This is a genomic window from Halomonas sp. KG2, from assembly GCA_030440445.1.
In the GTDB taxonomy this organism is placed as follows: domain Bacteria; phylum Pseudomonadota; class Gammaproteobacteria; order Pseudomonadales; family Halomonadaceae; genus Vreelandella.
The window spans coordinates 1,933,257-1,955,873 of sequence record CP098528.1 but is presented as its reverse complement, the minus strand read 5'-3'; the positions used below and the strand labels follow the sequence as shown (position 1 = coordinate 1,955,873).

At 52.4% G+C, this 22,617-nt stretch carries 22 protein-coding genes; 2 read left to right on the top strand and 20 right to left on the bottom strand.

The annotated features are described in order from the left end of the window. Positions 1-92: 92 nt before the first annotated feature. The 15 genes from NDQ72_09100 to leuC all read right to left on the bottom strand — a co-directional run bounded on the left by NDQ72_09100 (position 93) and on the right by leuC (position 16,699). Complete coding sequence (locus tag NDQ72_09100) at positions 93-1,292, bottom strand: O-succinylhomoserine sulfhydrylase (GenBank protein WKD30081.1); 1,200 nt, start codon at positions 1,290-1,292, stop codon at positions 93-95. A gap of 60 nt (positions 1,293-1,352) precedes the next feature. Next, entirely contained in the window at positions 1,353-2,876 is a 1,524-nt protein-coding gene (gene purF, locus NDQ72_09095; GenBank protein WKD30080.1) for an amidophosphoribosyltransferase, read from the bottom strand. A gap of 172 nt (positions 2,877-3,048) precedes the next feature. After that, positions 3,049-3,639, bottom strand: a complete 591-nt coding sequence (locus NDQ72_09090; protein ID WKD30079.1) for a CvpA family protein — start codon at positions 3,637-3,639, stop codon at positions 3,049-3,051. A 3-nt stretch (positions 3,640-3,642) separates the two neighbouring features. Then, positions 3,643-4,272 carry an SPOR domain-containing protein gene (locus NDQ72_09085; GenBank protein ID WKD30078.1) on the bottom strand — a complete coding sequence of 210 codons (630 nt, stop codon included), beginning with the start codon at positions 4,270-4,272 and terminating at the stop codon, positions 3,643-3,645. 42 nt (positions 4,273-4,314) lie between these two features. Then, positions 4,315-5,649, bottom strand: coding sequence for a bifunctional tetrahydrofolate synthase/dihydrofolate synthase (gene folC, locus NDQ72_09080; protein WKD30077.1), 1,335 nt, complete (start codon positions 5,647-5,649; stop codon positions 4,315-4,317). After that, a complete protein-coding gene (gene accD, locus NDQ72_09075) occupies positions 5,642-6,661 on the bottom strand; it encodes an acetyl-CoA carboxylase, carboxyltransferase subunit beta (GenBank protein WKD30076.1) in 1,020 nt (339 codons plus the stop codon). Before accD ends, folC begins: the two co-directional genes overlap by 8 nt. Positions 6,662-6,752: 91 nt before the next feature. Then, entirely contained in the window at positions 6,753-7,556 is an 804-nt protein-coding gene (gene trpA / locus NDQ72_09070) for a tryptophan synthase subunit alpha (protein WKD30075.1), read from the bottom strand. An 8-nt stretch (positions 7,557-7,564) separates the two neighbouring features. Further along, entirely contained in the window at positions 7,565-8,803 is a 1,239-nt protein-coding gene (gene trpB, locus NDQ72_09065) for a tryptophan synthase subunit beta (protein ID WKD30074.1), read from the bottom strand. Between the two features lie 86 nt (positions 8,804-8,889). Continuing rightward, positions 8,890-9,525, bottom strand: a complete 636-nt coding sequence (locus NDQ72_09060) for a phosphoribosylanthranilate isomerase (GenBank protein WKD30073.1) — start codon at positions 9,523-9,525, stop codon at positions 8,890-8,892. Beyond that, positions 9,522-10,484, bottom strand: coding sequence for a tRNA pseudouridine(38-40) synthase TruA (gene truA, locus NDQ72_09055; protein WKD30072.1), 963 nt, complete (start codon positions 10,482-10,484; stop codon positions 9,522-9,524). The genes NDQ72_09060 and truA overlap by 4 nt, the downstream gene beginning before the upstream one ends. A gap of 24 nt (positions 10,485-10,508) precedes the next feature. Beyond that, positions 10,509-12,065 (bottom strand): LysM peptidoglycan-binding domain-containing protein, encoded by a 1,557-nt coding sequence (locus tag NDQ72_09050; GenBank protein ID WKD30071.1) that lies wholly within the window; start codon positions 12,063-12,065, stop codon positions 10,509-10,511. Positions 12,066-12,233: 168 nt separating this feature from the next. Next, positions 12,234-13,346, bottom strand: a complete 1,113-nt coding sequence (gene asd / locus NDQ72_09045) for an aspartate-semialdehyde dehydrogenase (protein ID WKD30070.1) — start codon at positions 13,344-13,346, stop codon at positions 12,234-12,236. Positions 13,347-13,474: 128 nt separating this feature from the next. Further along, positions 13,475-14,554 (bottom strand): 3-isopropylmalate dehydrogenase, encoded by a 1,080-nt coding sequence (leuB, locus tag NDQ72_09040; protein ID WKD30069.1) that lies wholly within the window; start codon positions 14,552-14,554, stop codon positions 13,475-13,477. A gap of 42 nt (positions 14,555-14,596) precedes the next feature. Continuing rightward, on the bottom strand, positions 14,597-15,244 hold the full coding sequence (gene leuD / locus NDQ72_09035) for a 3-isopropylmalate dehydratase small subunit (protein ID WKD30068.1): 648 nt from the start codon (positions 15,242-15,244) through the stop codon (positions 14,597-14,599). A gap of 3 nt (positions 15,245-15,247) precedes the next feature. Further along, positions 15,248-16,699 (bottom strand): 3-isopropylmalate dehydratase large subunit, encoded by a 1,452-nt coding sequence (gene leuC / locus NDQ72_09030; protein ID WKD30067.1) that lies wholly within the window; start codon positions 16,697-16,699, stop codon positions 15,248-15,250. Between the two features lie 197 nt (positions 16,700-16,896). Here leuC and NDQ72_09025 point away from each other — a divergent pair, with 197 nt between their 5' ends. Then, entirely contained in the window at positions 16,897-17,796 is a 900-nt protein-coding gene (locus NDQ72_09025; protein WKD30066.1) for a LysR family transcriptional regulator, read from the top strand. A gap of 70 nt (positions 17,797-17,866) precedes the next feature. Here NDQ72_09025 and bla read toward each other — a convergent pair whose 3' ends face one another. The 3 genes from bla to NDQ72_09010 form a co-directional block, all read right to left on the bottom strand. Next, the gene (bla, locus tag NDQ72_09020; protein WKD30369.1) at positions 17,867-18,760 is read right to left on the bottom strand and encodes a class A beta-lactamase; all 894 of its coding nucleotides are present in this window, start codon (positions 18,758-18,760) and stop codon (positions 17,867-17,869) included. A gap of 79 nt (positions 18,761-18,839) precedes the next feature. After that, entirely contained in the window at positions 18,840-19,406 is a 567-nt protein-coding gene (locus NDQ72_09015) for a GNAT family N-acetyltransferase (GenBank protein WKD30065.1), read from the bottom strand. Positions 19,407-19,475: 69 nt separating this feature from the next. Next, positions 19,476-20,333, bottom strand: a complete 858-nt coding sequence (locus NDQ72_09010; GenBank protein WKD30064.1) for a LysR substrate-binding domain-containing protein — start codon at positions 20,331-20,333, stop codon at positions 19,476-19,478. 150 nt (positions 20,334-20,483) lie between these two features. Here NDQ72_09010 and NDQ72_09005 point away from each other — a divergent pair, with 150 nt between their 5' ends. Then, positions 20,484-21,086, top strand: a complete 603-nt coding sequence (locus NDQ72_09005) for a glutathione S-transferase family protein (GenBank protein ID WKD30063.1) — start codon at positions 20,484-20,486, stop codon at positions 21,084-21,086. A 260-nt stretch (positions 21,087-21,346) separates the two neighbouring features. On the opposite strand, the gene NDQ72_09000 is transcribed toward NDQ72_09005, so the two are convergent. Next, positions 21,347-21,811, bottom strand: a complete 465-nt coding sequence (locus tag NDQ72_09000; GenBank protein ID WKD30062.1) for a GNAT family N-acetyltransferase — start codon at positions 21,809-21,811, stop codon at positions 21,347-21,349. A 297-nt stretch (positions 21,812-22,108) separates the two neighbouring features. Beyond that, positions 22,109-22,609 (bottom strand): ATP-binding protein, encoded by a 501-nt coding sequence (locus NDQ72_08995; GenBank protein WKD30061.1) that lies wholly within the window; start codon positions 22,607-22,609, stop codon positions 22,109-22,111. Positions 22,610-22,617: the final 8 nt, after the last annotated feature.

Sequence of the window (22,617 nt, the reverse complement as noted above, 5' to 3'; positions counted from 1 at the left end):
AAATGTCGTAGTTAGAAAAACGCCGTCAGCGAAGCAAGCAATAAAAAAACCGGCCACGAATGACCGGCTTATCAAAACGCTATTTGAATCGCTCAGCCAGCCGCCAACGCATCCAGCCCAGCGGCAAGATCGCGCTGAATGTCAGCCTGACTTTCCAGCCCCACCGCTACGCGAATCAACCCAGGGGCGATACCTGCGGCTTCTTTCTGCACATCGGAGAGACGTCCATGCGTTGTGGTGGCTGGATGGGTAATGGTGGTTTTAACATCCCCGAGGTTACCCGTTATGGACAGCATTTTGGTGGCGTCAATCACTTGCCAGGCCCCCGCCTGCCCTCCTTTCACTTCGAAACCTAACACGGCACCAAACCCTTGCTGCTGTTTTTTGGCAAGCGCATGCTGAGGGTGGGCTTCTAAGCCACTGTAGTACACTTTATTAACAGCCGGGTGTTGATCTAACCAGAGCGCCAAAGTCAGCGCATTTTCGCAATGCGCTTTCATGCGCAACGACAAGGTTTCAAGACCTTTGGTGAAAATCCACGCATTAAAGGGGCTCAGGCAAGGCCCGCAAGTACGTACCACACCAAACACTTCTTCCAACACGTCGTGTTTACCAACCACCGCGCCGCCAACAGCACGTCCCTGACCATCCAGATACTTCGTTGCTGAATGGATGACTAAGTCAGCGCCAAGTGCAATTGGCTGCTGAAGTGCCGGTGTTAAGAAGCAGTTATCAATCGCCAAAAGTGCACCACTACGCTTAGCAAGTTCGGCTAATGCTGGAATATCCGCAACTTCAGACAGTGGATTGGACGGTGTTTCCGCAAACAACAGCTTGGTATTTGGGCCGATGGCCTCTTCCCAGGCAGAAACGTTAGATAGCTCTACATAACGAGTCGTGATGCCAAATTTTCCCAGGTATTTGTCAAACAAACTCACGGTAGAACCAAACAGCGAGCGCGATGCAACGATTTCATCGCCGGCACTTAGCAGTGCCAACGCCGTCGATAAAATGGCCGACATACCCGAACTTGTTGCCACGCACCGCTCACCACCTTCAAGCGCCGCCAAACGGCGCTCGAACGTATGAACCGTCGGGTTAGTAAAGCGCGAATAGACGTTGCCCGGCTCCTGCCCCCCAAACTTGCGCGCGGCTTCAGCCGCGCTTTCGTAAACAAAGCTTGAAGTGGGAAAAATGGGCTCGGCATGCTCCTGCTCAAACGTACGGTGATGGCCCGCGCGAATGGCAAGGGTCTCTAGCGACCAATCATCCTGGTGACTATCATCATGCATGGCTGAGCACCTTTTTAAAACGTCAATAAAAGTTGTAATACGAGCGCTTAATACGCGGCATTAGTCATCAAGATCATCATCATCTTGGTTATGCATATCCACTAGCGCATGGTCGCCCGCACTTTGATCTTTAGCCGCGTCATTACGACTCGCTTCAAGCACCGCCAAGTAGGCATCATCAATATCACCAGTAACGTAGTTACCGTCGAAGACAGAGCAATCAAACTCATCCATCTCAGGATTAACCTCACGGCAAGCCGCTTTCAAATCTTCCAGGTCTTGATAGAAAATTCGATCCGCACCAATCAGCTGGCCAACCTCTTCTTCTGTGCGGCCATGCGCAATCAGTTCTTTTGCCGCTGGCATATCAATGCCATAGACATTGGGGTAGCGAACGGGCGGAGCAGCAGAAGCGAAATACACTTTACGAGCCCCTGCATCGCGAGCCATCTGAATAATTTGCTTACAGGTGGTTCCGCGCACAATAGAGTCATCCACCAGCAGCACATTTTTGCCTTTGAATTCGACATCAATGGCGTTCAATTTTTGACGCACCGATTTTCTACGCTGCGTTTGGCCCGGCATAATAAACGTACGGCCAATATAGCGGTTCTTCATAAACCCTTCGCGATAGGTCACACCCAAGTGCTGCGCCATTTCAAGGGCAGAGGTGCGCGACGTATCGGGAATTGGAATAACAACGTCAATATCGTGATCAGGCCACTCGTTGAGAATGCGATCACCAAGTTTGCGTCCCATCTGCATACGCGTGCCATACACGTAGGCACCATCAAGAATAGAGTCGGGGCGCGCCAGGTAGACATGCTCAAAAATACAGGAGCTCAACACAGGTCGATCAGCACACACCTGGGTGTGAACCTGTCCCTGCATGTCGACGAAAATCGCTTCACCTGGTGAAAGGTCACGCTCCAGCTCAAAGCCACCTACATCTAGGGCGACAGATTCCGAAGCAATCATGACCTCCTGGCCCTCGTCACTTTGGCGAGTACCAAACACCACGGGACGAATACCATGGGGATCCCGAAATGCCACCATGCCAAAACCGTTAATGATCGCGACCGCCGCGTAGCCGCCTTTGCAGCGCCGGTGCACTCTACGAACGGCATCAAAAATATCCTCGGCTTCCAGGTGCAGACCCTGCTTACCCAGCTCATGGGCAAATACGTTTAGCAACACTTCAGAATCAGAGCTGGTATTGATGTGACGAAGGTCAGTCGAGAAAAGTTCTTGCTTTAACTGCTCAGAGTTAGTCAGGTTACCGTTGTGAGCTAGCGCAATACCGTAGGGCGAGTTGACATAAAACGGCTGAGACTCCGCTTCACTGGAGGAACCCGCGGTTGGATAACGTACGTGACCAATGCCAAGGTTACCTTTTAGGCGAGCCATGTGGCGGGTATGGAACACATCTCGCACCAGCCCGTTGCTCTTGCGCAGTAGGAAGCGTCCCTCGCTCCAAGTCATCATGCCGGCAGCGTCCTGGCCCCGATGCTGAAGTACGGTCAGAGCATCGTAGATTCCCTGATTTACCGCCTGCTTGGCCAGAAGGCCCACTATACCGCACATTCAAGTTACCTCGCTTTAGTGCCATGGTTCACCGTAGCAAACCCGTACGTTCATCAAACGAATGTGAGCCACTGCCTATTTCTCGATCGCAAAAGCGGGCATTGGTAGACAGCGGCTAACTGTATTACTAACTAAACATCACGTCGCGTTGAGCCAACATTAAGCAGTGCACTCACTGGCCACCATTTTCAGATGTTGGCGTAAAAGGCTGTGGAACAAGCTCTTCCTGAGTGCGGAAATCTGGCAACGAAATATCGCGAAGCGAGTCAGGTGCTTGCGGTAGCTCCCGCTCCCATTGATCTAACTGGCTTACCGCCCAATCGCGCAGCTCAATAAACGTCGGCCGTAGCTCAGCTTCTTGCCAAGCCTGTAGCTCAGCTAAGGGCGTTAGTGTAATAAGGACGGTTGCCACCAATAAAATGACAGCGCCACGAGCAACCCCAAAGGCAGCACCCGCAAAGCGATTAAGCAACCCCATACCGACCCACTCTACCGCCGCATGAACAAGGCGGATCACAATCCCGCAAAGTAAAATGACCGCAAAAATCACTAAAATAAATGCCAACACTAAGCGCGCATCGAAACTGTCGATGAACCCGCTCATTAGATCTGCCACCGGCTCTGCCAAGACGCGCGCTACCAACAATGCGACTACCCAGGCGGCTAGGCCAAGAGCTTCCCTGACAAATCCGCGCATAAAGCCGGCCAGCATAGAAAGTGCCAACACCGCCAGAAAAAGCGCGTCTATCCAAGTAAGTGCCATAAGTTAATTTCTCACCCGCACTAACAGGCCCTGTACATTGGCACGCTGTTTAATAATCGCCATCGCAGACTCGCCGTCTTCAGACGTCTCATAAGGGCCAACATAAACAGAGGTAAGGTTATTATCACGCTCACGTAGGTAGGCGCTAAATCCCGCCTGAGTAAGCTGATCGCTTAGTCGCCTTGCGTTACCCGCATCACCAAAACTGCCCACTTGAACCGCCCACTCGCCTTGGGAAGAAGACGTTGGGCCAGCAGCATTCGATGATGTATTTGCATTATTACGGTTATTTGCAGCCATTAACTCAGCAATTGGATCATTTTCTCCAGCACTCTGAGCGTTAGAGCTACTGGCTTGACCGGTTTGTGGCTGCCTTGGATTGGCATCAATTGGCACACTAGTGGCCGCGCTATCTACAGAACGACCCTCACTTGAGGACGTGTTGATAGATGACGGCATTTGCGGAACCGGAACATCTTGCTGTGTTGCCTCAACAGGCCGTTCAATAACAAACGTAGGCTGAGGGCGCTCTTCACGGGGAGCAGGATCACTCATCAACCACGGCACGAAAATCGCCAGCAACGCGAGTAAAATGACAATACCACTGATGCGTTCCGTTTTACCGTATTTCATATCCCTCTCCATCAAGCTTAGCGAGCACAACGGTTAGGCCGATTAAGCTTGCGGCAGCGTTATTTCCAACAAGGCCGCAACTGTAAAAAACGAGCCGGTCACTAACACCCGGTCGGAGGGTGTCAACTGCTCAGCCATTATCTGCACTCCGGCCTCTGGGGAGTTAGCGCAACAATGCACACGCCCACCCAAAGATGTGATACGCCCCGCCAGTTCGTCAGCTGACCGACCACGCTCCCCTTCCAACGTCACGCATACCCAGTCAGTAATGCGGGGTAGCAAAGCGCTAATAACACCATCAGCGTCTTTATCATTTAGCATGCCGATCAACGCCCACTGCCGACCACCTTCAGGCACCGATGGGAGTCGCCTAGCGACATAGTCGGCTGCATGAGGATTATGCCCGACATCCAAGCACCATTGCCCGATCCACTGCATACGCCCTGGCACTTGCACCTCATGAAGCGCACGACGGCATGCGTCTTCATTGACCACTAATCCGCTAAGTATCAATGCTTGGAGGGCCGTTGCTGCATTATCAATCGGCAAACCGGGATCAGGAAGGTCTGTCAGAGAAATAACCTCTCCCTGGCAGCCCAGTCCACTCCAGTTCCACTCAGACGGACTATCAGCGGCAGAGTCATCATCAATTGAGTGGCTAAACGCCTCACCAAGACAGTAAACAGGAGCGGCAAGCGCATTGGCAGCCTCTGCTACACTGCTGGGAAGCAGTCGACTGCCCAATACAGCGGGTTTTGCAGCACGAAAGATGCCGGCTTTTTCCCGGCCAATTTGAGCAATATCAGACCCTAAAAAATTGGCATGATCCTGAGCAATGGTGGTGACAATAGCAACGTCTGCATCAATGATATTAACGGCATCCAATCGCCCACCCAGACCAACTTCGAGCAGCGCTAAGTCAAGGTTTTCCTGTGCTAGGCACCAGAGGGCGCACAGCGTTCCCGCCTCAAAATAGGTTAAGCTAATTTCAGGCGCTTGTAGCCTAGCGTCCTCTACGCGAGAGAAACCAGTCATTAGCCGCTGGTCGTCAGCATAGTCACCATTGATCGTCACGCGTTCGTTATAGCGCACTAGGTGGGGCGAAGTATAAGTACCTACCCGCAAACCGTGCGTGCGTGCGACGGCATCCATCATGGCAAGGGTCGACCCCTTGCCATTCGTACCCGCCACCGTAATCACCTGTGGTGCAATCGGTCGACTTAGCAACCCCATGCGCTTGGCAACTTCTGCTACACGCTCAAGCCCCATATCAATCCCTACAGGGTGCAGGGTTTCAAGGTAGTGCAGCCATTCGGCTAGAGACCCAGGAGTTAAAGCGTCAGAAGCTAAAGATTCAGGGGCTATAGACTTAGACATTGCGGGTCGGATCGTCGCTCTTAACGGTGCTGGCTTCGCTATGCGTTTCAGACGTATCAACGTCTGCTGCATCTACAGCATCGGCTATTGGCGCTTCATCAACCAACGGCTCGTCAATCGGTGCGTCGTCACTGACATCCCCCTCGGTAGGCAGCGCGATATTATGCGTCAGCTTACGCAGCACACCACCAACACGAGCACGCATATCATGACGATGCACGATCATATCAACGGTGCCGTGTTCCAGCAGAAATTCACTGCGCTGAAAACCTTCCGGCAGCGTTTCACGGACGGTTTGCTCAATAACGCGCGGGCCAGCAAAACCAATCAAGGCATTGGGCTCGGCGATATTTAGATCGCCCAGCATCGCTAACGACGCAGATACTCCACCAAACACTGGATCTGTCAGAACAGAAATGTAAGGCACACCCGACTGCTTAAGCTTTTCAAGCGCTGCCGAGGTTTTGGCCATCTGCATGAGTGAAAACAGTGCTTCTTGCATCCGTGCCCCACCAGAAGCAGCAAAGCAGATCAGTGGAAGTCGCTCTTCAAGGGCAATGGTTGCCGCGCGAACAAATTTCTCGCCCACGACCGCCCCCATTGAGCCACCCATGAAGGTAAATTCAAAAGCAACAGCCACAACTGGAAGCCCGTCTAGCTCGCCACGCATAGCGACCAGCGCATCTTTTTCACCGGTTTCTTTTTGGGCAGCCGTTAAGCGGTCTTTGTATTTTTTAGAGTCGCGAAATTTCAAGCGATCATTAGGCTCAATCTCAGCCGCGATCTCTTGGCGACCCTCTTTATCCAAAAACCAATCCAAACGTTTACGCGCGGTCAACCGTAAATGGTGGTCGCACTTGGGGCAGACGCTATGGTGCTTCTCAAGCTCAGGGAGATAGAGAACCGCTTCGCACTTGGGACATTTACGCCAGAGGCCATCGGGCACGCTGGCGCGACGGTCTTTACGCTGGATACGCCCCATGGAGGGCACAATCTTGTCTAACCAGCTCATATCAAAAAGTTTCCGTATACGTCTATGCTTAGCAACGCCAAGCTTGATGAGTGTCGTCAATCAATTCAGTGTAGACGATGAGGGAATGCGCTTAGGCATCCATCGCGTTGCGCATTTCGCCCAACACGCTTTTAAGCTGACCAGCAATGGTTTCAGGTGCGTCAACGCTTTCTGCAATGCGGTTTACTAGCGCACTGCCAACAATCACACCATCAGCGACTTTCGCCACTTCAGCGGCGGTCACACCATCGCGGATACCGAAGCCAACACATAATGGCAAATCGGTCATTTCGCGCAAGGGTGCGAGATGTTCTGCCACATCGTCAGCATTGAGTGTAGCAGCACCGGTAACGCCCTTAAGCGAAACATAATAGAGATAGCCCTCACCGTGGGCGCATATTGTAGCGGCACGAGCATTGGAAGTGGTAGGCGCAACCAAGAAAATCGCTGCTAAATCGCGGGCTTTTAACAGCGGGCCGAATTCATCAGCCTCTTCAGGCGGCATATCTACCACGAGCACGCCATCAACGCCAACGCTTGCCGCTTTATCAGCAAACGTTTCATAGCCGATCCGCTCTATCGGATTGAGATACCCCATCAGCACGATAGGCGTTTTAGCATCCACTTGGCGGAACTCAGCGACCATATCCAGAAGGTCAACCAAGCGAGTGCCCTGCTTAAGCGCGCGCTCACAGGCCTTTTGAATCACCGGGCCATCGGCCATTGGGTCTGAAAACGGCACGCCAAGCTCAATAATATCAGCCCCTGCCTCTACTAGGGCATGCATAAAGCCCACAGTGTACTGAGGCGCAGGGTCGCCGGCGGTAATATAAGGAATTAGGGCCTTACGACCCTGCTCTTTTAATTCGGAAAAACGCTGGTCAATACGGTTCATGCTAGCCCTTAAAACTCAATGCCATCGATGTTCGCAACGGTCATGATATCTTTATCACCACGACCAGAAAGGTTGACCACGATATGCTGGTCAGGGCGCATGGTCGGTGCCAGCACCTTCGCATGAGCAAGTGCATGAGCGGATTCCAATGCAGGCATAATCCCTTCCATGTGCGTCAGTTCACGAAACGCTTCCAGCACTTCTTTATCGTTTGCGGCTACGTAGTTAACTCGTCCAACATCTTTCCATAGCGCGTGTTCAGGCCCAACCCCTGGGTAGTCGAGGCCAGCAGAAATCGAGTGCGTGTCTGACACTTGTCCCGCTTCATCAGACATCAAGTACGTTCGGTTGCCATGCAAAACACCCCGCGGCGCATTCGTCGAAAGCGGCGCGGCATGTCGGCCTGTTTCGATACCATCGCCACCGGCTTCGACACCGTACATCGCCACCGCATCATCTTCGACGAAGGGATAAAATAGGCCCAAAGCGTTGGAACCACCGCCCACACAGGCAATCAGCGCATCTGGCAAACGCCCAATTTGCGCTAATGACTGTTGGCGCGCTTCACGCCCCACTACCGAGTTGAAATCACGCACCAACTGCGGATAAGGGTGCGGCCCCGCCACGGTGCCAATAATGTAGAAGGTGTTATCAACGTTGGTGACCCAGTCACGCAAGGCTTCATTCATTGCATCTTTAAGCGTACGAGTGCCTGATTCGACCGGAATTACACGTGCGCCCAACAGGCGCATACGATAAACGTTCAGCTTCTGGCGCTGAACGTCTGCCGCCCCCATATAAACGTCACATTCCAGGCCTAAGCGAGCTGCCACAGTCGCCGTAGCAACACCGTGCTGGCCCGCTCCGGTTTCAGCAATAACCCTGGGCTTGCCGGTTTTTTTGGCTAACAGCGCTTGGCCAATGGTGTTATTAACCTTATGAGCACCGGTGTGATTCAAGTCTTCACGCTTCAACCAAATTTGCGCGCCACCTAACGACTGTGACCAACGCTCTGCATGGTAAAGCGGCGATGGACGCCCCACATAATGGGCAAGGTCACGGTCAAACTCGGCCTGGAAATCGGGATCATCACGCAGACTCAAATAGGTCTGCTCTAACTCTTCCAGGGCAAAGCTCAGGGTTTCCGACACAAACCGGCCGCCGTAGGGGCCAAAATGACCACGGGCATCCGGCATTCGGGTCAGGTCGCTGAACTTGGTTTCAGTCGCTGAGACAGTCACAGGCATACCTCACAAGATCGCCAGAACAGGCAAACAATAAATGAACTAACAAAGAGGCGTAGTCACCCTGTTGGGTACGCTACGCAATGAGCTTAATGGGCGCTGGCTAACGCCACATTTTGAACAAAAGATGCCATTAACTCGGCATCTTTTATGCCATGAGATATTTCTATACCACCAGAGACATCAATAGCATAAGGCATTACTTGGTTAACCGCAGAAGCCACATTATCAGCCGTTAACCCACCAGCCAGGATAACAGGTTTTTCTAAGGTTGCGGGGATTCTAGACCAATCAAACGTCTCTCCCGTTCCCCCTGGGATACCAGGTCGATAGGCATCTAATAGCAGCGCCTGCGCGAGCGAGTAGTCAGCCGCCGCCTGGTGCAGGTCGATATCATCACGCATGCGCAGTGCTTTAATCCAAGGCCGTCCAAACTGCTGACAGAACGAGGCTGGCTCGTCACCATGAAACTGAATTAAATCCAAGTAAGGTAAGCACTGCTCAATCAATTCAGCGGGCTGATTAACAAACAATCCCACCCGCGTCACAAAGGCAGGTACTTCCACTGCCAACTCTTCCAGCACAGCAGGCGTTATGCTGCGGGCGCTCTTAGGCCACATCACGAAGCCAAGCGCATCTACACCAAGCGATGCTGCCAGCGCGACGTCCTCATGGCGAGTTAAGCCACAAAACTTAATCCGCGTACGACCAGAGCGCGCGTTCATAACGGGGTCTCCTGCTGTTCTGAAGGTGCTGGCTCTTGCTGGTTTAAGGGCGTCTGGCTCTTAAACGTCAACTTGCGCCTTGCAGCAATGCGCGGATTATCAGGTAACTGACGCTCCCCGGTCCACTCACCGGTAAATGCGAGCAGATTGGGGCCTAACGGCTCTTTGGGCAGATCGAATCGTTCGTCATAAAGTGAGTCTACGAAATGGAGGCCACAGGCTGGAGCAGTAACATCGCCTTTGCGGCGATTCTTCAGTGCCAGCAAGCGTTCAATATGCCCTTCATCCTGTGAACCGCGCCCTACGCTAACCAGTGCCCCCGCAATATTGCGAATCATGTGGTGCAAAAAAGCATTGCCCTGAATATCAATGACCACTATTGGTCCATGGCGTTTCACTTCTACAAAGTGCATTTGCCGCCAAGGCGTTTTGGACTGGCAACCCGCCGCTCGAAAGCTGCTGAAGTCATGCTCGCCTACCAGAGCCTGTGCAGCCCGATGCATGGCATCGGCATCTAGTGGATCTCGACACCAGGTTACGTTGTGGCGCTCTAACACCGGACGACTAAGTTGATTCAACAAAATATAACGATAGCGACGCCCTAGTGCGCCCAGGCGAGAGTGAAAGTCATCGGACACAGGTTTTACCCAGCGCACAGCGACATCTCTAGGAAGATTGGTATTGCTGCCAAAAATCCAGGCTTTTTCAGAACGCTGAACAGGCGGGTCAAAATGGAGGATCTGACGGGTGGCATGCACACCAGAATCGGTTCGACCACTGGCATGAATACGCACTGGCGCGCTGGCCACTTTCTCCAGCGCATCCTCCACCGCTTGCTGAACCGAAGCTGCATGCTTCAAACGCTGAAAGCCGCAAAAGCGCGTACCATCATATTCAATGCCCATCGCTAGGCGCCCCGTTAGGGGCTTTGTTTCGTCAAAATGGTAAAACAGCGTCATGAAGCCACGTCACATAGAAGATAGTTAGGGTGTGCCATTATCCCGACGTCGAGACTCAAATGCCACCTCTTCGACTTCCCAGCGTTCTTCGGCGCTCTTCCATCCATATTGGCTGCTCCCCATGCCTGGAGGCGAAGGTTTCTTCTGCCGTTCGGCCTCACCTATCGGTACTGGCTCACTGTTAGCTGATACTGTATCCGCCGCCGATGAATCCCGCGCTGGTGGCTCAGTAGTAGATGAAGGCATAGTAGGTGAAGACGTAGCAGGTGAAGGCGTGGTAGGTGAAGACGTAGCAGGTGAAGACGTAGCCGTTGGCATCGCATCAGCGTTATAAACCGAGGAAGTGGGCGGAACATCTTCCCACTGCCGTTCACGACGCCTACGCGACCATACTAGCGCTCCCAACAAAAGCGCTAACGCAGTACTAGCAAGCGGCCATTGATAGGCAGTAATGCGTTCAACAAGCGTGCCTGACGCACTCTGTGAATGGTTCAAGTTAGGTACCTCGTTAGCTGTATGACTGTTTGCCATCAACGCGGCACTCCCCGCCAGCACATCAGATATTTCTTGAGCTTGCTGAAGCTCGCGCAGAGAAGCGCTTAGTGCTTGGGTTAGCGACGCCACCTCTTGACGCAGCACAGCTAGCTCCTCATGCATTTCTTCGCGCTCGTCAAGCGCCGCTAGCAGCCTATCCTGGCCCTCCAACAGCTGTTCAGCGAGCACTTGTTCGATGGCGACAGTATCGGATGTTTGCGGGGATGAATTAGTGCCTTGGTCGACACTTTCCATGGCTGGCTCGCCCACCTGCTCCACGCTCAAATCACTAAGGCTTTCAGGTTTTTCTTGGGGTTCAACCTGACGGCCCACAGGCTGACGCATCGCTTGAATCGCCTGGGCAGCATTGCTGGACGTTCGCGACATAACCTGTTGACGGGTAGGGATATTGAGCGTCTGGCCTGCACGGAGCTCATCTACATTGCCAGTGGGAAATGCAGCGGGATTAGCGGCTAAGAGCGCCGTCATCATTTGTTGAATGGTTACATCGGCTGGCTTCACCCTTGCGGCAACGCTCCAAAGAGTATCACCACTGGCTACGTAGACAATATCGCGTGCGGCCGATGCCATAGAAACGGCTGCTCTGCTGGTCGCTTCGGCCAAGCCAATGGCGTCAACAGGGCTGCCTAACGCGTACTCGGGTGGATCAAACAACAGCGTTAAAGCGCGCGTTTGTCGCCCTTCTGGCGAAGAAATCGTTAACAGTAGATCCAACCATGGCTCATGAACTGCCTGGGAAGAGCGCAGCAAAAGTCGATGCCCGGCAGGCTGCTCCTGAACCTGAACACTGATACTTGCGGTAAGGGGTGTCCACTCCAACCCTAACGCTCTAAACGCCGATTCGTTTGCCAGGTCGACACGTAAATCACTCAGCGCGAAACGCTCACTTTCCTGAAGCGGCACAGTGGCCTCAAGCGGCGCATCTAATGGTGAGTTGACCGTTGCCTGACCCAACCCAAGCGCCACTGCTAGTGGACTAATAGCACTTAGCGAAAGTCCCAACATCCCTGTTAATTGTTTTCTCATAAAGGCCTCTGCTGCCTTTTATTTGGTTGCGGCCAAGCCACACTTTCTTACATTTACTTAGCAAAATCACACGCTGCCTCCTTTTTACCACACCCAGAGAATAAAAAAACGGGAAGCTGCGAACAGCTTCCCGTTTCTATCAACGCTTTTATTTAAGCGTGGCGAGCTCTACTGCTCGCGTAAGATCTTCAGCATACGCTTGAGCGGCTCGGCAGCACCCCATAACAACTGGTCACCAACACTGAAAGCTGACAAATATTCGCCGCCCATATTCAGCTTGCGAAGACGACCGACCGGTACTTGCAGCGTGCCAGTCGCAGCAGCGGGCGTTAGGCCAGCAACTGTAGCGTCTTTGTCGTTCGGGATCAGTTGAACCCACTCATTATGCTTGGCAATGCGATCTTCAATCTCGTCAAGCGGCACATCTTGCTTCAGCTTAATAGTGAACGCTTGGCTGTGAGAACGCATTGCACCAATGCGCACGCAAAGGCCATCGATGGGGATCGGGTTATTTTGCAAACCTAAGATCTTGTTAGTCTCAACGCTGCCCTTCCACTCTTCACGGCTTTGGCCGTTATCAAGCTTGGTATCAATCCATGGCAGCAAGCTACCCGCTAACGGCGCACCGAAATTATCCGTGGGGAAGTCACCACTGCGCATCGCAGCCGTCACTTTACGGTCGATATCCAGAATCTCGCTAGAGGTATCTTTAAGCTCTTCGCCTACGCTGTCGCGCAGTTGACCCATTTGGTTCAACAGCTCGCGCATGTGCTTGGCGCCTGAACCGGAAGCTGCTTGGTACGTCATGGAAGTCATCCACTCGACCATGTCTGCTTCGAACAAGCCACCCAAGCCCATCAGCATCAGGCTTACGGTGCAGTTGCCGCCAACAAAAGTTTTAGCACCCTTCGCCAACTGGTTATCGATCACCTTACGATTGACCGGATCCAGAATAATGGTCGCTTCGTCTTCCATACGCAGGGTGCTGGCCGCATCAATCCAGTAGCCTTTCCAACCCGCCTCACGCAAGTCTTTATAAACCGGCTTGGTATAGTCGCCACCTTGACAGGTAACCACCACGTCCAGTGCTTTTAACGCATCAATATCAAACGCATCTTTCAGTGGAGGCACGTCCACGCCGATATCGGGGCCAGGCTGACCAACTTGGGAGGTGGTGAAAAATACCGGTTCAATACCGTTAAAATCACCATCTTCCTGCATGCGCTGCATCAGCACTGAGCCAACCATGCCACGCCATCCCACGAAACCGACTTTCAACATGTGAAGTCCTCCAACTAAGAATGAGAGCGATATTATACACAAATATTAGACACAACGTCGGCCACCCCCTGGGTGGCCGACTGTTAATACCTTTCAGCGTCAATTAGTTAGCACGCTTTATACATAATTTAATTTTTTGCGAAGGCCGCCAATACAGCATCACCCATCTCATCGGTAGAGACACGGCGCGTTCCTTCAGAGGCAATGTCAGCAGTACGCAAGCCATTATCCAACACACTACCAACAGCGGCTTCAATGCGCTCAGCCATGGCGGTTTCATTCAATGAATAGCGCAACATCATCGCGACCGACAGCATCATTGCTAATGGGTTAGCAATATTCTGCCCAGCGATATCCGGCGCGCTACCGTGGCAAGGCTCGTACATACCCTGCCCACTCTCGTTTAGCGACGCTGAAGGCAACATGCCGATAGAGCCGGTAAGCATGGCAGCGGCATCGGAAAGAATATCGCCAAACATGTTGCCCGTCACTACCACATCAAACTGTTTCGGCGCGCGCACCAGCTGCATGGCGGCGTTATCCACGTACATATGGGAAAGCTCAACATCCGGGTACTCCGGTGCCAAACGCTCCATCACTTCACGCCACAGAATAGTGACTTCCAACACGTTGGCTTTATCTACCGAGCAGAGCTTTTTGCCGCGCTTCTGAGCCATTTCAAAGGCGACGCGACCAATACGCTCAATTTCGCTTTCAGAGTAGATATAGGTGTTAAAACCCACCCGCTCGCCGTTGCGCTCTTCAATGCCACGTGGCTGGCCGAAATAGATGCCACCGGTAAGCTCGCGGACAATCATAATATCCAGCCCAGCCACTAACTCCGGCTTCAAGCTAGAGGCGCTAGCCAACTGCGGATAAAGCATGGCCGGACGCAGGTTGCCGAACAAACCTAAGTTTTTCCGCAGACCTAACAGGCCTTTTTCAGGACGCTTGGAAAGGTCTTCGAGAGTGTCCCATTTGGGGCCACCAACAGCGCCCAGCAAAATAGCACTGGCTGCCTTGGCTTTTTCAAGAGTTTCAGCAGGCAGTGGCTCACCGTGAACATCGTAAGCAGAGCCACCGACAAGGCCTTCTTCGACGTCGATATCCAAACCAGCTTCCTGACAGGCCTTCAGCAAGCGAGCCGCCTGAGCCGCAATTTCAGGGCCAATACCATCACCCGGCAGCAGTAATACCTTATGAGTCATGCAATTTCCTTAGCATTTCAAACGTTAAAGGTGAATGAACACTTACGCAGGCTGACGGAACAACCAAGGACGCTGCTGGCGGTGTTTTTCTTCAAACGCGCGAATTGCGTCTTCGTCCTGCAGGGTAATACCAATATCGTCCAAGCCGTTCAGCAGGCAGTGCTTACGGAACGCATCCACCTCAAATTCGAGAATTTCGCCACTGGGCGTAATGACCCGCTGATTTTCTAAATCTACGTCTAATTGATAGCCTTCACTGCCTGCCACTTCCGTAAACAGGCGGTCAACAACATCTTCTTCCAAGGTAATCAGCAGAATGCCGTTTTTGAAAGCATTGTTGTAGAAAATATCGGCAAAGCTTGGCGCAATCACCGCTTTGAAACCAAAATCTTCCAGCGCCCACGGGGCGTGCTCGCGGGAACTACCACAGCCAAAGTTGCGACGCGCCAGCAATACTTCAGCACCTTGGTAACGCGGTTGGTTCAAGACAAAATCTGGGTTCAGAGGACGCTGCGAACAGTCTTGTCCTGGCTGGCCTTCATCCAGGTAGCGCAGTTCATCAAACAGGTTCACGCCAAAGCCTGTGCGCTTAATCGACTTCAAAAACTGCTTCGGAATAATCAGGTCGGTATCGACATTAGCACGGTCAAGCGGCGCGACGATTCCTTCTAAACGTTCAAACTTTTTCATGGCTTAGGCCTCCTGCGCGTGGCTAGTGTCGTTAGCGGGTAAGGTGCGTACATCAACAAAGTGACCAGCAATCGCTGCTGCCGCGGCCATCGCAGGGCTCACCAGATGCGTGCGACCGCCATACCCCTGACGACCTTCAAAATTGCGGTTAGACGTTGATGCACAGTGTTCACCAGCGCCCAACTTGTCGGCATTCATTGCCAAGCACATTGAGCAACCCGGTTCACGCCACTCAAAGCCTGCTTCAATAAAGATTTTATCCAAGCCTTCTGCTTCCGCCTGGCGTTTCACCAAACCAGAGCCCGGCACCACCATGGCAAGCTTAATAGAGCCAGCAACTTTATTGCCTTTCGCTACCTTGGCCGCTTCGCGTAAATCCTCAATACGCGAGTTAGTACAGGAGCCGATAAATACTTTGTCGAGCTTTATATCGGTAATTTTCTGGTTTGCCTGCAAGCCCATATACTCGAGGGCCCGCGCGTGGCTGCGCTGCACGGTGTCATCCAACGCGGCTTGGGGATCTGGCACTTGGCCGGAAATACCGGTGACCATTTCCGGGCTAGTCCCCCAACTGACCTGAGGTTCGATCTCGTCAGCTTGCAGTGTAACCACTTTATCGAACTGCGCGTCAGCATCGGAAACCAGGTTGCGCCAGTCAGCGACCGCTGCTTCCCACTGCTCTGCAGTGGGCGCAAAGGGACGCTCGGCCAGGTAATCAATCGTCGTGTCATCGACGGCAATCAAGCCCACACGGGCGCCAGCTTCAATGGCCATGTTGCATACGGTCATGCGGCCTTCCATAGAGAGCGACTCAATCGCACTACCGGCAAACTCAATGGCATAGCCCGTACCACCAGCGGTGCCAATCTTGCCAATAATCGCCAACACCACGTCTTTAGCGGTCACGCCCAGGCCAAGCTCGCCTTCCACGCGCACTTGCATGTTCTTCATTTTTTGCGCCAGCAAGCACTGGGTCGCCATAACGTGCTCAACTTCTGAGGTGCCAATACCATGGGCCAAGGCACCAAACGCACCGTGGGTAGCGGTGTGGGAGTCGCCGCACACCACGGTCATACCGGGCAACGTTGCGCCCTGCTCTGGGCCTACCACGTGCACGATACCCTGGCGCGGGTCGTTGATTTTGAACTCTTCAATGCCGTACTCAAGGCAGTTATCGTCCAAGGTTTGTACTTGGATTAACGATACGGGGTCTTTAATACCGCTATTGCCTTCAGCGCGCTCTTTTACCGTCGTAGGCACGTTGTGGTCCGGCGTTGCCAAGTTAGCATCTAAACGCCAAGGCTTACGATTAGCCAGGCGCAGGCCTTCAAACGCCTGGGGCGAGGTGACTTCGTGAAGCAACTGGCGGTCGATATAGATCAACGCCGTGCCGTCGTCACGCTGTTTCACCAAATGTTGATTCCAGAGTTTGTCGTAAAGCGTTTGACCTGACATGTTGCTCTCCTGGGCATTGCCCTGCTAGTTCGGTATGGCAGCCTCTACGTGCTGCTTATGTGGCTATACAGGCAGTGTCACGCGAGTCGCACATAAAAGCAATTCATGTTATTCATAGATTAGATTCCAAACTGGAATACTTATTCAGTAGCACCTATTAACTACCTAGTTAGAAATACCTGTTCAGGGAGTCGCAAGTGGATACTCAAAGCCTGCAAGCATTTCTGGCCGTTGCCGAAACCCAGAGCTTTTCCCGCGCGGCGGAACAGCTGTATTTAACGCAGCCTGCAGTAAGCAAACGCATCGCTACTCTGGAAGACCAACTTGGCACCCGGTTATTTGACCGCATCGGGCGGCGTATTGCGCTGACCGAAGCGGGCAATGTATTACTTCCCAAAGCACAGCACATACTGTTTACCGTGGAAGACAGCCGCCGAGCACTTGCCAATCTTTCTGGCCAAGTAGGCGGTAAGCTAATGCTAGCCACCAGTCACCACATCGGTCTACACCGACTGCCACCGCTGTTAAAGCAATACACTCATCGCCACCCGGAAGTGGCGCTAGACCTGCACTTTCTGGACTCAGAGCTAGCCTACCAAGGCGTGGTCGACGGCACGCTGGAGATGGCAATAGTCACTCTCGCCCCCCACCCCGTTGAACAGCTTCACGTGGTAGAGCTATGGCGCGACCGGCTGTGTTTTGTCTGCGCCACCGACCACCCATTGGCGCAGCGTACCCGCTACACTAGCAGCCCGCTCAGCTTGACTGAATTATGTGAATTCAATTGCGTGCTGCCAGGTGCCAAAACCTTTACCCGCACCTTGATTGGCCAACGTTTTGCCGAAGTGGGCCTACAGCTTCCCGTTAGCATGGCGACCAACTATTTAGAAACGCTGAAAATGATGTGCAGCGTGGGCCTTGGCTGGAGCCTGTTACCTGAAAACATGATCGATAGCGAACTCATCGAGCTCAATGTAGACACCGCCTCCATCCAGCGCCCGTTGGGCTATCTCGTCCACACCAGTCGTACGCTTTCCAATGCCGCTAAAAAAATGATTGAAGAACTGGAAAGTACCCGCCACGTCACTCTCAACTAGCCGCACGCACCAGTTTGCGGGAAAGCGCTACGCGAGCCTACCAGGCACCTGCGAAGCGATGCCTGGACAACTACAAAGCGCTACTCGTCTCAATAACATCTCTAATCACACTTCCCAGTTCTGCTATCGCGCTATTTCGTTCTTCAAATGATGCGTCCGTTTCGGTGATATAAAACGCCACGATGGTAGGCTCGCGCCCGGGCGGCCATATAACAGCGGTAATCGATCTTGAACCAAAACCACCGGCTCCCGTTCGATCTCCAATTACCCACTCATCAGGCATTTGTGACCTAAACAAGCCATCAGCCACTTCATTATTGACCAACCATTCACGCAGTTGGTTTTTCGACTGAGGCGATAGCGCGTTTCCCACTACCAGCTTCTCAAGGTTACTCACCATTGCATTGGGCGTGGAGGTATCACGCTCATCATGTGGAGCAGCCTCGTTTAACTCTGTCTCCCAACGGTCCAAACGCGTGACACTATCCCCCAACTCTCTCACAAACGCCGTCACGGCCTGTGGTCCACCAATCGCCTGTAAGATCAGGTTAGCCGCGGTGTTATCGCTGGTTGTCATCGTCGCCTCGCAGAGTTCAAATAGCGATATTTCCCGGTTATCCGCATACGCTTCGGTAACGGGTGAATAAGTAACAATGTCAGAAGCCGATACTTCCACTCGTCTTTCGAGTTGCTCACTTCCTTCATCCACACGCTGCAGCAGCACTGCACACGCTAAGGTTTTAAAGGTACTGGACATCGCGAACAGTTGGTCTGCGTTGTATTCCCAGCGCTGCTCAGTTTCCAGGTCATAGGCTGCAAAACCAACACGTGCATCCAACTGTCTCTCTATACGATCAACCTCTGTAAGCAAATTATCATCCTGAGCCATCAACACAGAAGGAACCGCTATTAAGCAAATCGATATAATCCAGCGCGAAACTCGTTGTTTGCAATCCACTGTCATCATCCTTTAAACATCATAAAATCTATCATGAGGGTAGAGGCATGCTGCCCGCCACAAACAACAGGGCCTGGAAGGCGCATTAATCGCGGGAGGTTGACGACGGGTCACTTATCAGCCTTCCATACAACGCGGAATCAGAGACAACACCGTTCACTTCCCATCGCTGCCGAAGCACCCCTTCTAGAGTAAAGCCAAGCTTCTCAAGCGCTTTCGCTGAAGCGTGATTATCTGGGTCAATTTCAGCTTCAATACGACGAAGCCCCAGTGCATTAAAGCCATACTGTATCAAGGCTTCACCCGCTTCATTAATATAGCCTTTGCCCCAATAGCGCTGGCCTAAGCCAAAGCCGACCTCAGCACGCTTAGACTCTTTGTCATAACTAAACAGCATGCACTTCCCCACCAGATCACTTGTTGACTTCAGATATATCCCAAGCACTAGTGACTCTTCACGCAGCATCGAACCGTTGCTGACATCAATAAAATCCAAAGCGTCCTGAATATCTGACCAAGGTGCCGTATTCCAATATTTCATCACTTCAGGAGAAGAAAATATGTCTAGCAGGCTTTCTGAATCATCGGTTGCTAATGGCTGCAGTGTCAGCCGTTCGGTTTCGATCACTGGGAAAAACAACCCTTCTGACATTCATAACTCCTTTTTTGCATGACGCCGCCAACCCGTGCAACTGCACAGCCCGCGCGACACAACGACATTCTATGTCTCGTGCAGCCTAAGCGATAACGCTTTTGCCAACTCTCCCGCCCAACTCACCGACACCAAAGGATGCCCAGAGGAAGAGCTGACCAGCACAATATCAATACTAGGCAGTGCCGGCATTTCATGGGCAGCACTGACTTCGACCAAATCACTCGGCAAGGAAGCCGTCGCCGCCGCCGTGATGGCCTTACCCTGCCGAACCAGCCCCATCAAAGCTCCTGCGTTGGCACTGAGCGCCTTAATGCGGTAAGCGCGGCGTGTTTTGTTCAGGCCATCCAGCGCAGCGCTGTGAAATTTGCAGTCGGCTTCATAGAGAGCCAAAGGCAACGTTGCGTGCTGCTGCCAGTCGAATTCCGGGTGCTGGATCCAGATTCCCCTATCAAGCATCAGCACATGGCCCTCATCACTGTTGGCCGCTCGCGTCAGGATAGCCAAGTCCAGTGCTCCCTCATCCAGCTGGTTTCTCAACGTGATGGTAGGTGCGCATATCAGCTGTAGTTGGACATTGGGGTGTTGGTCATGAAGGGTATCTACCAACAAAGGTAGCAGGCTCTGGGCGTAGTCATCTGGGCTGCCAATACGCAACGTCGGTAAAGCGGCACTCGATCTCAGTTGAACTAGCGCCTCATCATGCATTGCCAGCAATCTGCGAGCGTAGCTGACAAGACGTTTGCCCTCGTTGGTGAGCTCTAGATTGCGGCCTTCTTTAAAGAACAAGCTGCAGCCAACCTGCTCTTCCAGCCGCTTCATTTGCATACTAAGTGCGGCCTGGGTTCGGTGCACCTGACGCGCGGCACGGGTAAGGCTACCGGTATCAACCACGGCAATATAGGTGCGCAGGAGATCCATATCCATGTAACGGGGCCTCTATTCATCAGCCCCACTAATGGCTGATATCAGTACTATTCGTTTGTCGAACTTCGCGGAAAGCGAAACACTGTCCTCCGTGGCTTGGGTGTGAATCCCAGACCGGCCACCCTCGCGTTCAATTCACAGGAGACGACGATGATCTTGCACGACTACCTACCCTCCGGCAACGGCTACAAAGTGCGTCTATTACTGAATTTGCTGGATAGACCCTATGACTATCGCCATTACGATATCGTGCATGGAGAAACGCGAACCCCGGCATTCTTGCAGAAGAACCCCACCGGCAAGATTCCTGTACTCGAGCTCGACGACGGCCGCTTTCTCAGCGAATCGAACGCCATTCTCTACTATCTAGCCCAAGGGAGTAATTATTGGCCAGAAGATCGCTGGAACCAAGCCCAGGCCCTGCGCTGGATGAACTTTGAACAGTACAGCCACGAACCCAATATCGCCACACCGCGCTTCTGGCTAACTCACCTTGGCCTGAATGATGAACGCCAAGCTCAGCTAGCGGGTAAACAAGCATTGGGGCGCGAAGCGCTAGCGGTGATGGACGATCACTTAGCAAGACAGGAGTGGTTCGTAGCAGGCCGCTACACCATCGCGGATATTGCCCTGTTCGCCTATACCCATGTCGCGGAAGATGGCGGGTTCAGATTGGCGAACTACCCCAACGTTTGCCGATGGCTGAATCGGGTAGCGTCTCACCCGAACCACATTGCGATCATAGCGGAGTAAAAACGTTTCCATGCTGACAATTGCCAAGCTTAAAACTGTACCAGCTCAACTTCATTAAGCTTTCTCTTGGCTGACGCCGCCACGCTGTTAAAAATCGGGTTGTCGGTAATAGCGCGAACGCTTGATAAGCACCAAGTCAAATAACCAGGTTCCTAGCTATTTGAACAAGCAGCCTTCACTTCAGAAGGCTGCCATTCATGTAGCTGTTCAACATCCACAATTGCGTCAGCCCTACTATCAGGAGCATCCCTTGTCACCGCTTACATAGTAATCCGGTAGTATCGACCATAGTCTCCATCCTTAGTCGCGCTATGTACCACCTGCCAGCCCAGCTTTTCGGCGACTCTCTTACTGGCCACATTATTCTCTGCGATGAAAACCTGAACAGTCTCCCAATCAACCTCGGTGGCTAGCTTTTCCACGACCAGCTCACAGGCTTTGGCGGCAATCCCCTTCCCCCAAAACTCAGTTCTAATGAAATAACCAAAATCCGCAACACCGTTCATCTCTTTGATGCCACAAAATCCGATGAACTCATCGCTATTTACATCCGCGATAACAAAGCGAGATGGGGTGGCGAGCGCACTCTTAAACCATAAATCAGACTCGTCCTCTGTAAGAGCACGACGAGGCCCCAGAAACCTCATTACTGCAGGGTCTCTTAGCATAGATACAACTGCCAACCTATCGTGTGCATGAAGGTCTCTAAGCTTCACTAAACTCATCGTTAAAAATTCGCGCTAACATCGACAATTAAAAAACACAATTAATATCAAGCTCATCTTTATTCGCTCTACTAAGACAACCTCCTCGACAACTTGAGGCAAAAACTATAGAAAGAAAAAATGCCGCTACAGTCTCAACAAACCTTAGTAGCATACCCACTTCAACTGTTCTATCATCGCTTTTTGGGTCATGCTCTAATTTCTTTTAGGCCACAACAAAGCTCCAAATAAATATTTTCAAAGCCCTGCCAATACAGATAAAACGGTACCAAAAGCATTAGATAAACAGCACGCAAGTTATGACAACGCCCGCTCGACAACCTGGACATTGAATTCCTCTGATTCTTCGGGTGACTCAAAGTAGCCCGTTACCATCCTGAAAACCTCCTCGGTATCGAAGCTCGCCCGCTCAGGCTGCTCCCTTTGGCGCTGTTTCAGCTGCTTTAGACAAACCTCGTCTTCGACCATCACATAGTACAGTTCGTGGGGTATCCCCTGTGGCGAGTAGATATCCTTAAACCATGCCCTTTGCTTCCTCGTATTGCCGGGGAAATCTAGAACCACAGTGGTGCCTGCCAAAAGTATTTGCTCAACGTGTTCCCTAAGCAATGGTTTAAGGCGCGACGAGTAACTGATGTAGTCGTTGAAATCGTTGATTTCGCCAGGAAAAAGAGCAGATAACCAGTCATCCTCTGAAAGCAGCACGGCGCCGCGCTCACGCGCAATGCTGGCAGACAGCGTGCTTTTTCCAGCGCCCATCTTTCCACAGAAAAATATCAACGTTCCGTAAGAACTCATTTTCTACT

Bases quoted from the DNA above. Each gene is read 5' to 3' on its own strand.
- NDQ72_09100 (WKD30081.1), bottom strand. From the start codon at position 1,292: ATGCATGATGATAGTCACCAGGATGATTGGTCGCTAGAGACCCTTGCC.
- purF (WKD30080.1), bottom strand. From the start codon at position 2,876: ATGTGCGGTATAGTGGGCCTTCTGGCCAAGCAGGCGGTAAATCAGGGA.
- NDQ72_09090 (WKD30079.1), bottom strand. From the start codon at position 3,639: ATGGCACTTACTTGGATAGACGCGCTTTTTCTGGCGGTGTTGGCACTT.
- NDQ72_09085 (WKD30078.1), bottom strand. From the start codon at position 4,272: ATGAAATACGGTAAAACGGAACGCATCAGTGGTATTGTCATTTTACTC.
- folC (WKD30077.1), bottom strand. From the start codon at position 5,649: ATGTCTAAGTCTATAGCCCCTGAATCTTTAGCTTCTGACGCTTTAACT.
- accD (WKD30076.1), bottom strand. From the start codon at position 6,661: ATGAGCTGGTTAGACAAGATTGTGCCCTCCATGGGGCGTATCCAGCGT.
- trpA (WKD30075.1), bottom strand. From the start codon at position 7,556: ATGAACCGTATTGACCAGCGTTTTTCCGAATTAAAAGAGCAGGGTCGT.
- trpB (WKD30074.1), bottom strand. From the start codon at position 8,803: ATGCCTGTGACTGTCTCAGCGACTGAAACCAAGTTCAGCGACCTGACC.
- NDQ72_09060 (WKD30073.1), bottom strand. From the start codon at position 9,525: ATGAACGCGCGCTCTGGTCGTACGCGGATTAAGTTTTGTGGCTTAACT.
- truA (WKD30072.1), bottom strand. From the start codon at position 10,484: ATGACGCTGTTTTACCATTTTGACGAAACAAAGCCCCTAACGGGGCGC.
- NDQ72_09050 (WKD30071.1), bottom strand. From the start codon at position 12,065: ATGAGAAAACAATTAACAGGGATGTTGGGACTTTCGCTAAGTGCTATT.
- asd (WKD30070.1), bottom strand. From the start codon at position 13,346: ATGTTGAAAGTCGGTTTCGTGGGATGGCGTGGCATGGTTGGCTCAGTG.
- leuB (WKD30069.1), bottom strand. From the start codon at position 14,554: ATGACTCATAAGGTATTACTGCTGCCGGGTGATGGTATTGGCCCTGAA.
- leuD (WKD30068.1), bottom strand. From the start codon at position 15,244: ATGAAAAAGTTTGAACGTTTAGAAGGAATCGTCGCGCCGCTTGACCGT.
- leuC (WKD30067.1), bottom strand. From the start codon at position 16,699: ATGTCAGGTCAAACGCTTTACGACAAACTCTGGAATCAACATTTGGTG.
- bla (WKD30369.1), bottom strand. From the start codon at position 18,760: ATGACAGTGGATTGCAAACAACGAGTTTCGCGCTGGATTATATCGATT.
- NDQ72_09015 (WKD30065.1), bottom strand. From the start codon at position 19,406: ATGTCAGAAGGGTTGTTTTTCCCAGTGATCGAAACCGAACGGCTGACA.
- NDQ72_09010 (WKD30064.1), bottom strand. From the start codon at position 20,333: ATGGATATGGATCTCCTGCGCACCTATATTGCCGTGGTTGATACCGGT.
- NDQ72_09005 (WKD30063.1), top strand. From the start codon at position 20,484: ATGATCTTGCACGACTACCTACCCTCCGGCAACGGCTACAAAGTGCGT.
- NDQ72_09000 (WKD30062.1), bottom strand. From the start codon at position 21,811: ATGAGTTTAGTGAAGCTTAGAGACCTTCATGCACACGATAGGTTGGCA.
- NDQ72_08995 (WKD30061.1), bottom strand. From the start codon at position 22,609: ATGAGTTCTTACGGAACGTTGATATTTTTCTGTGGAAAGATGGGCGCT.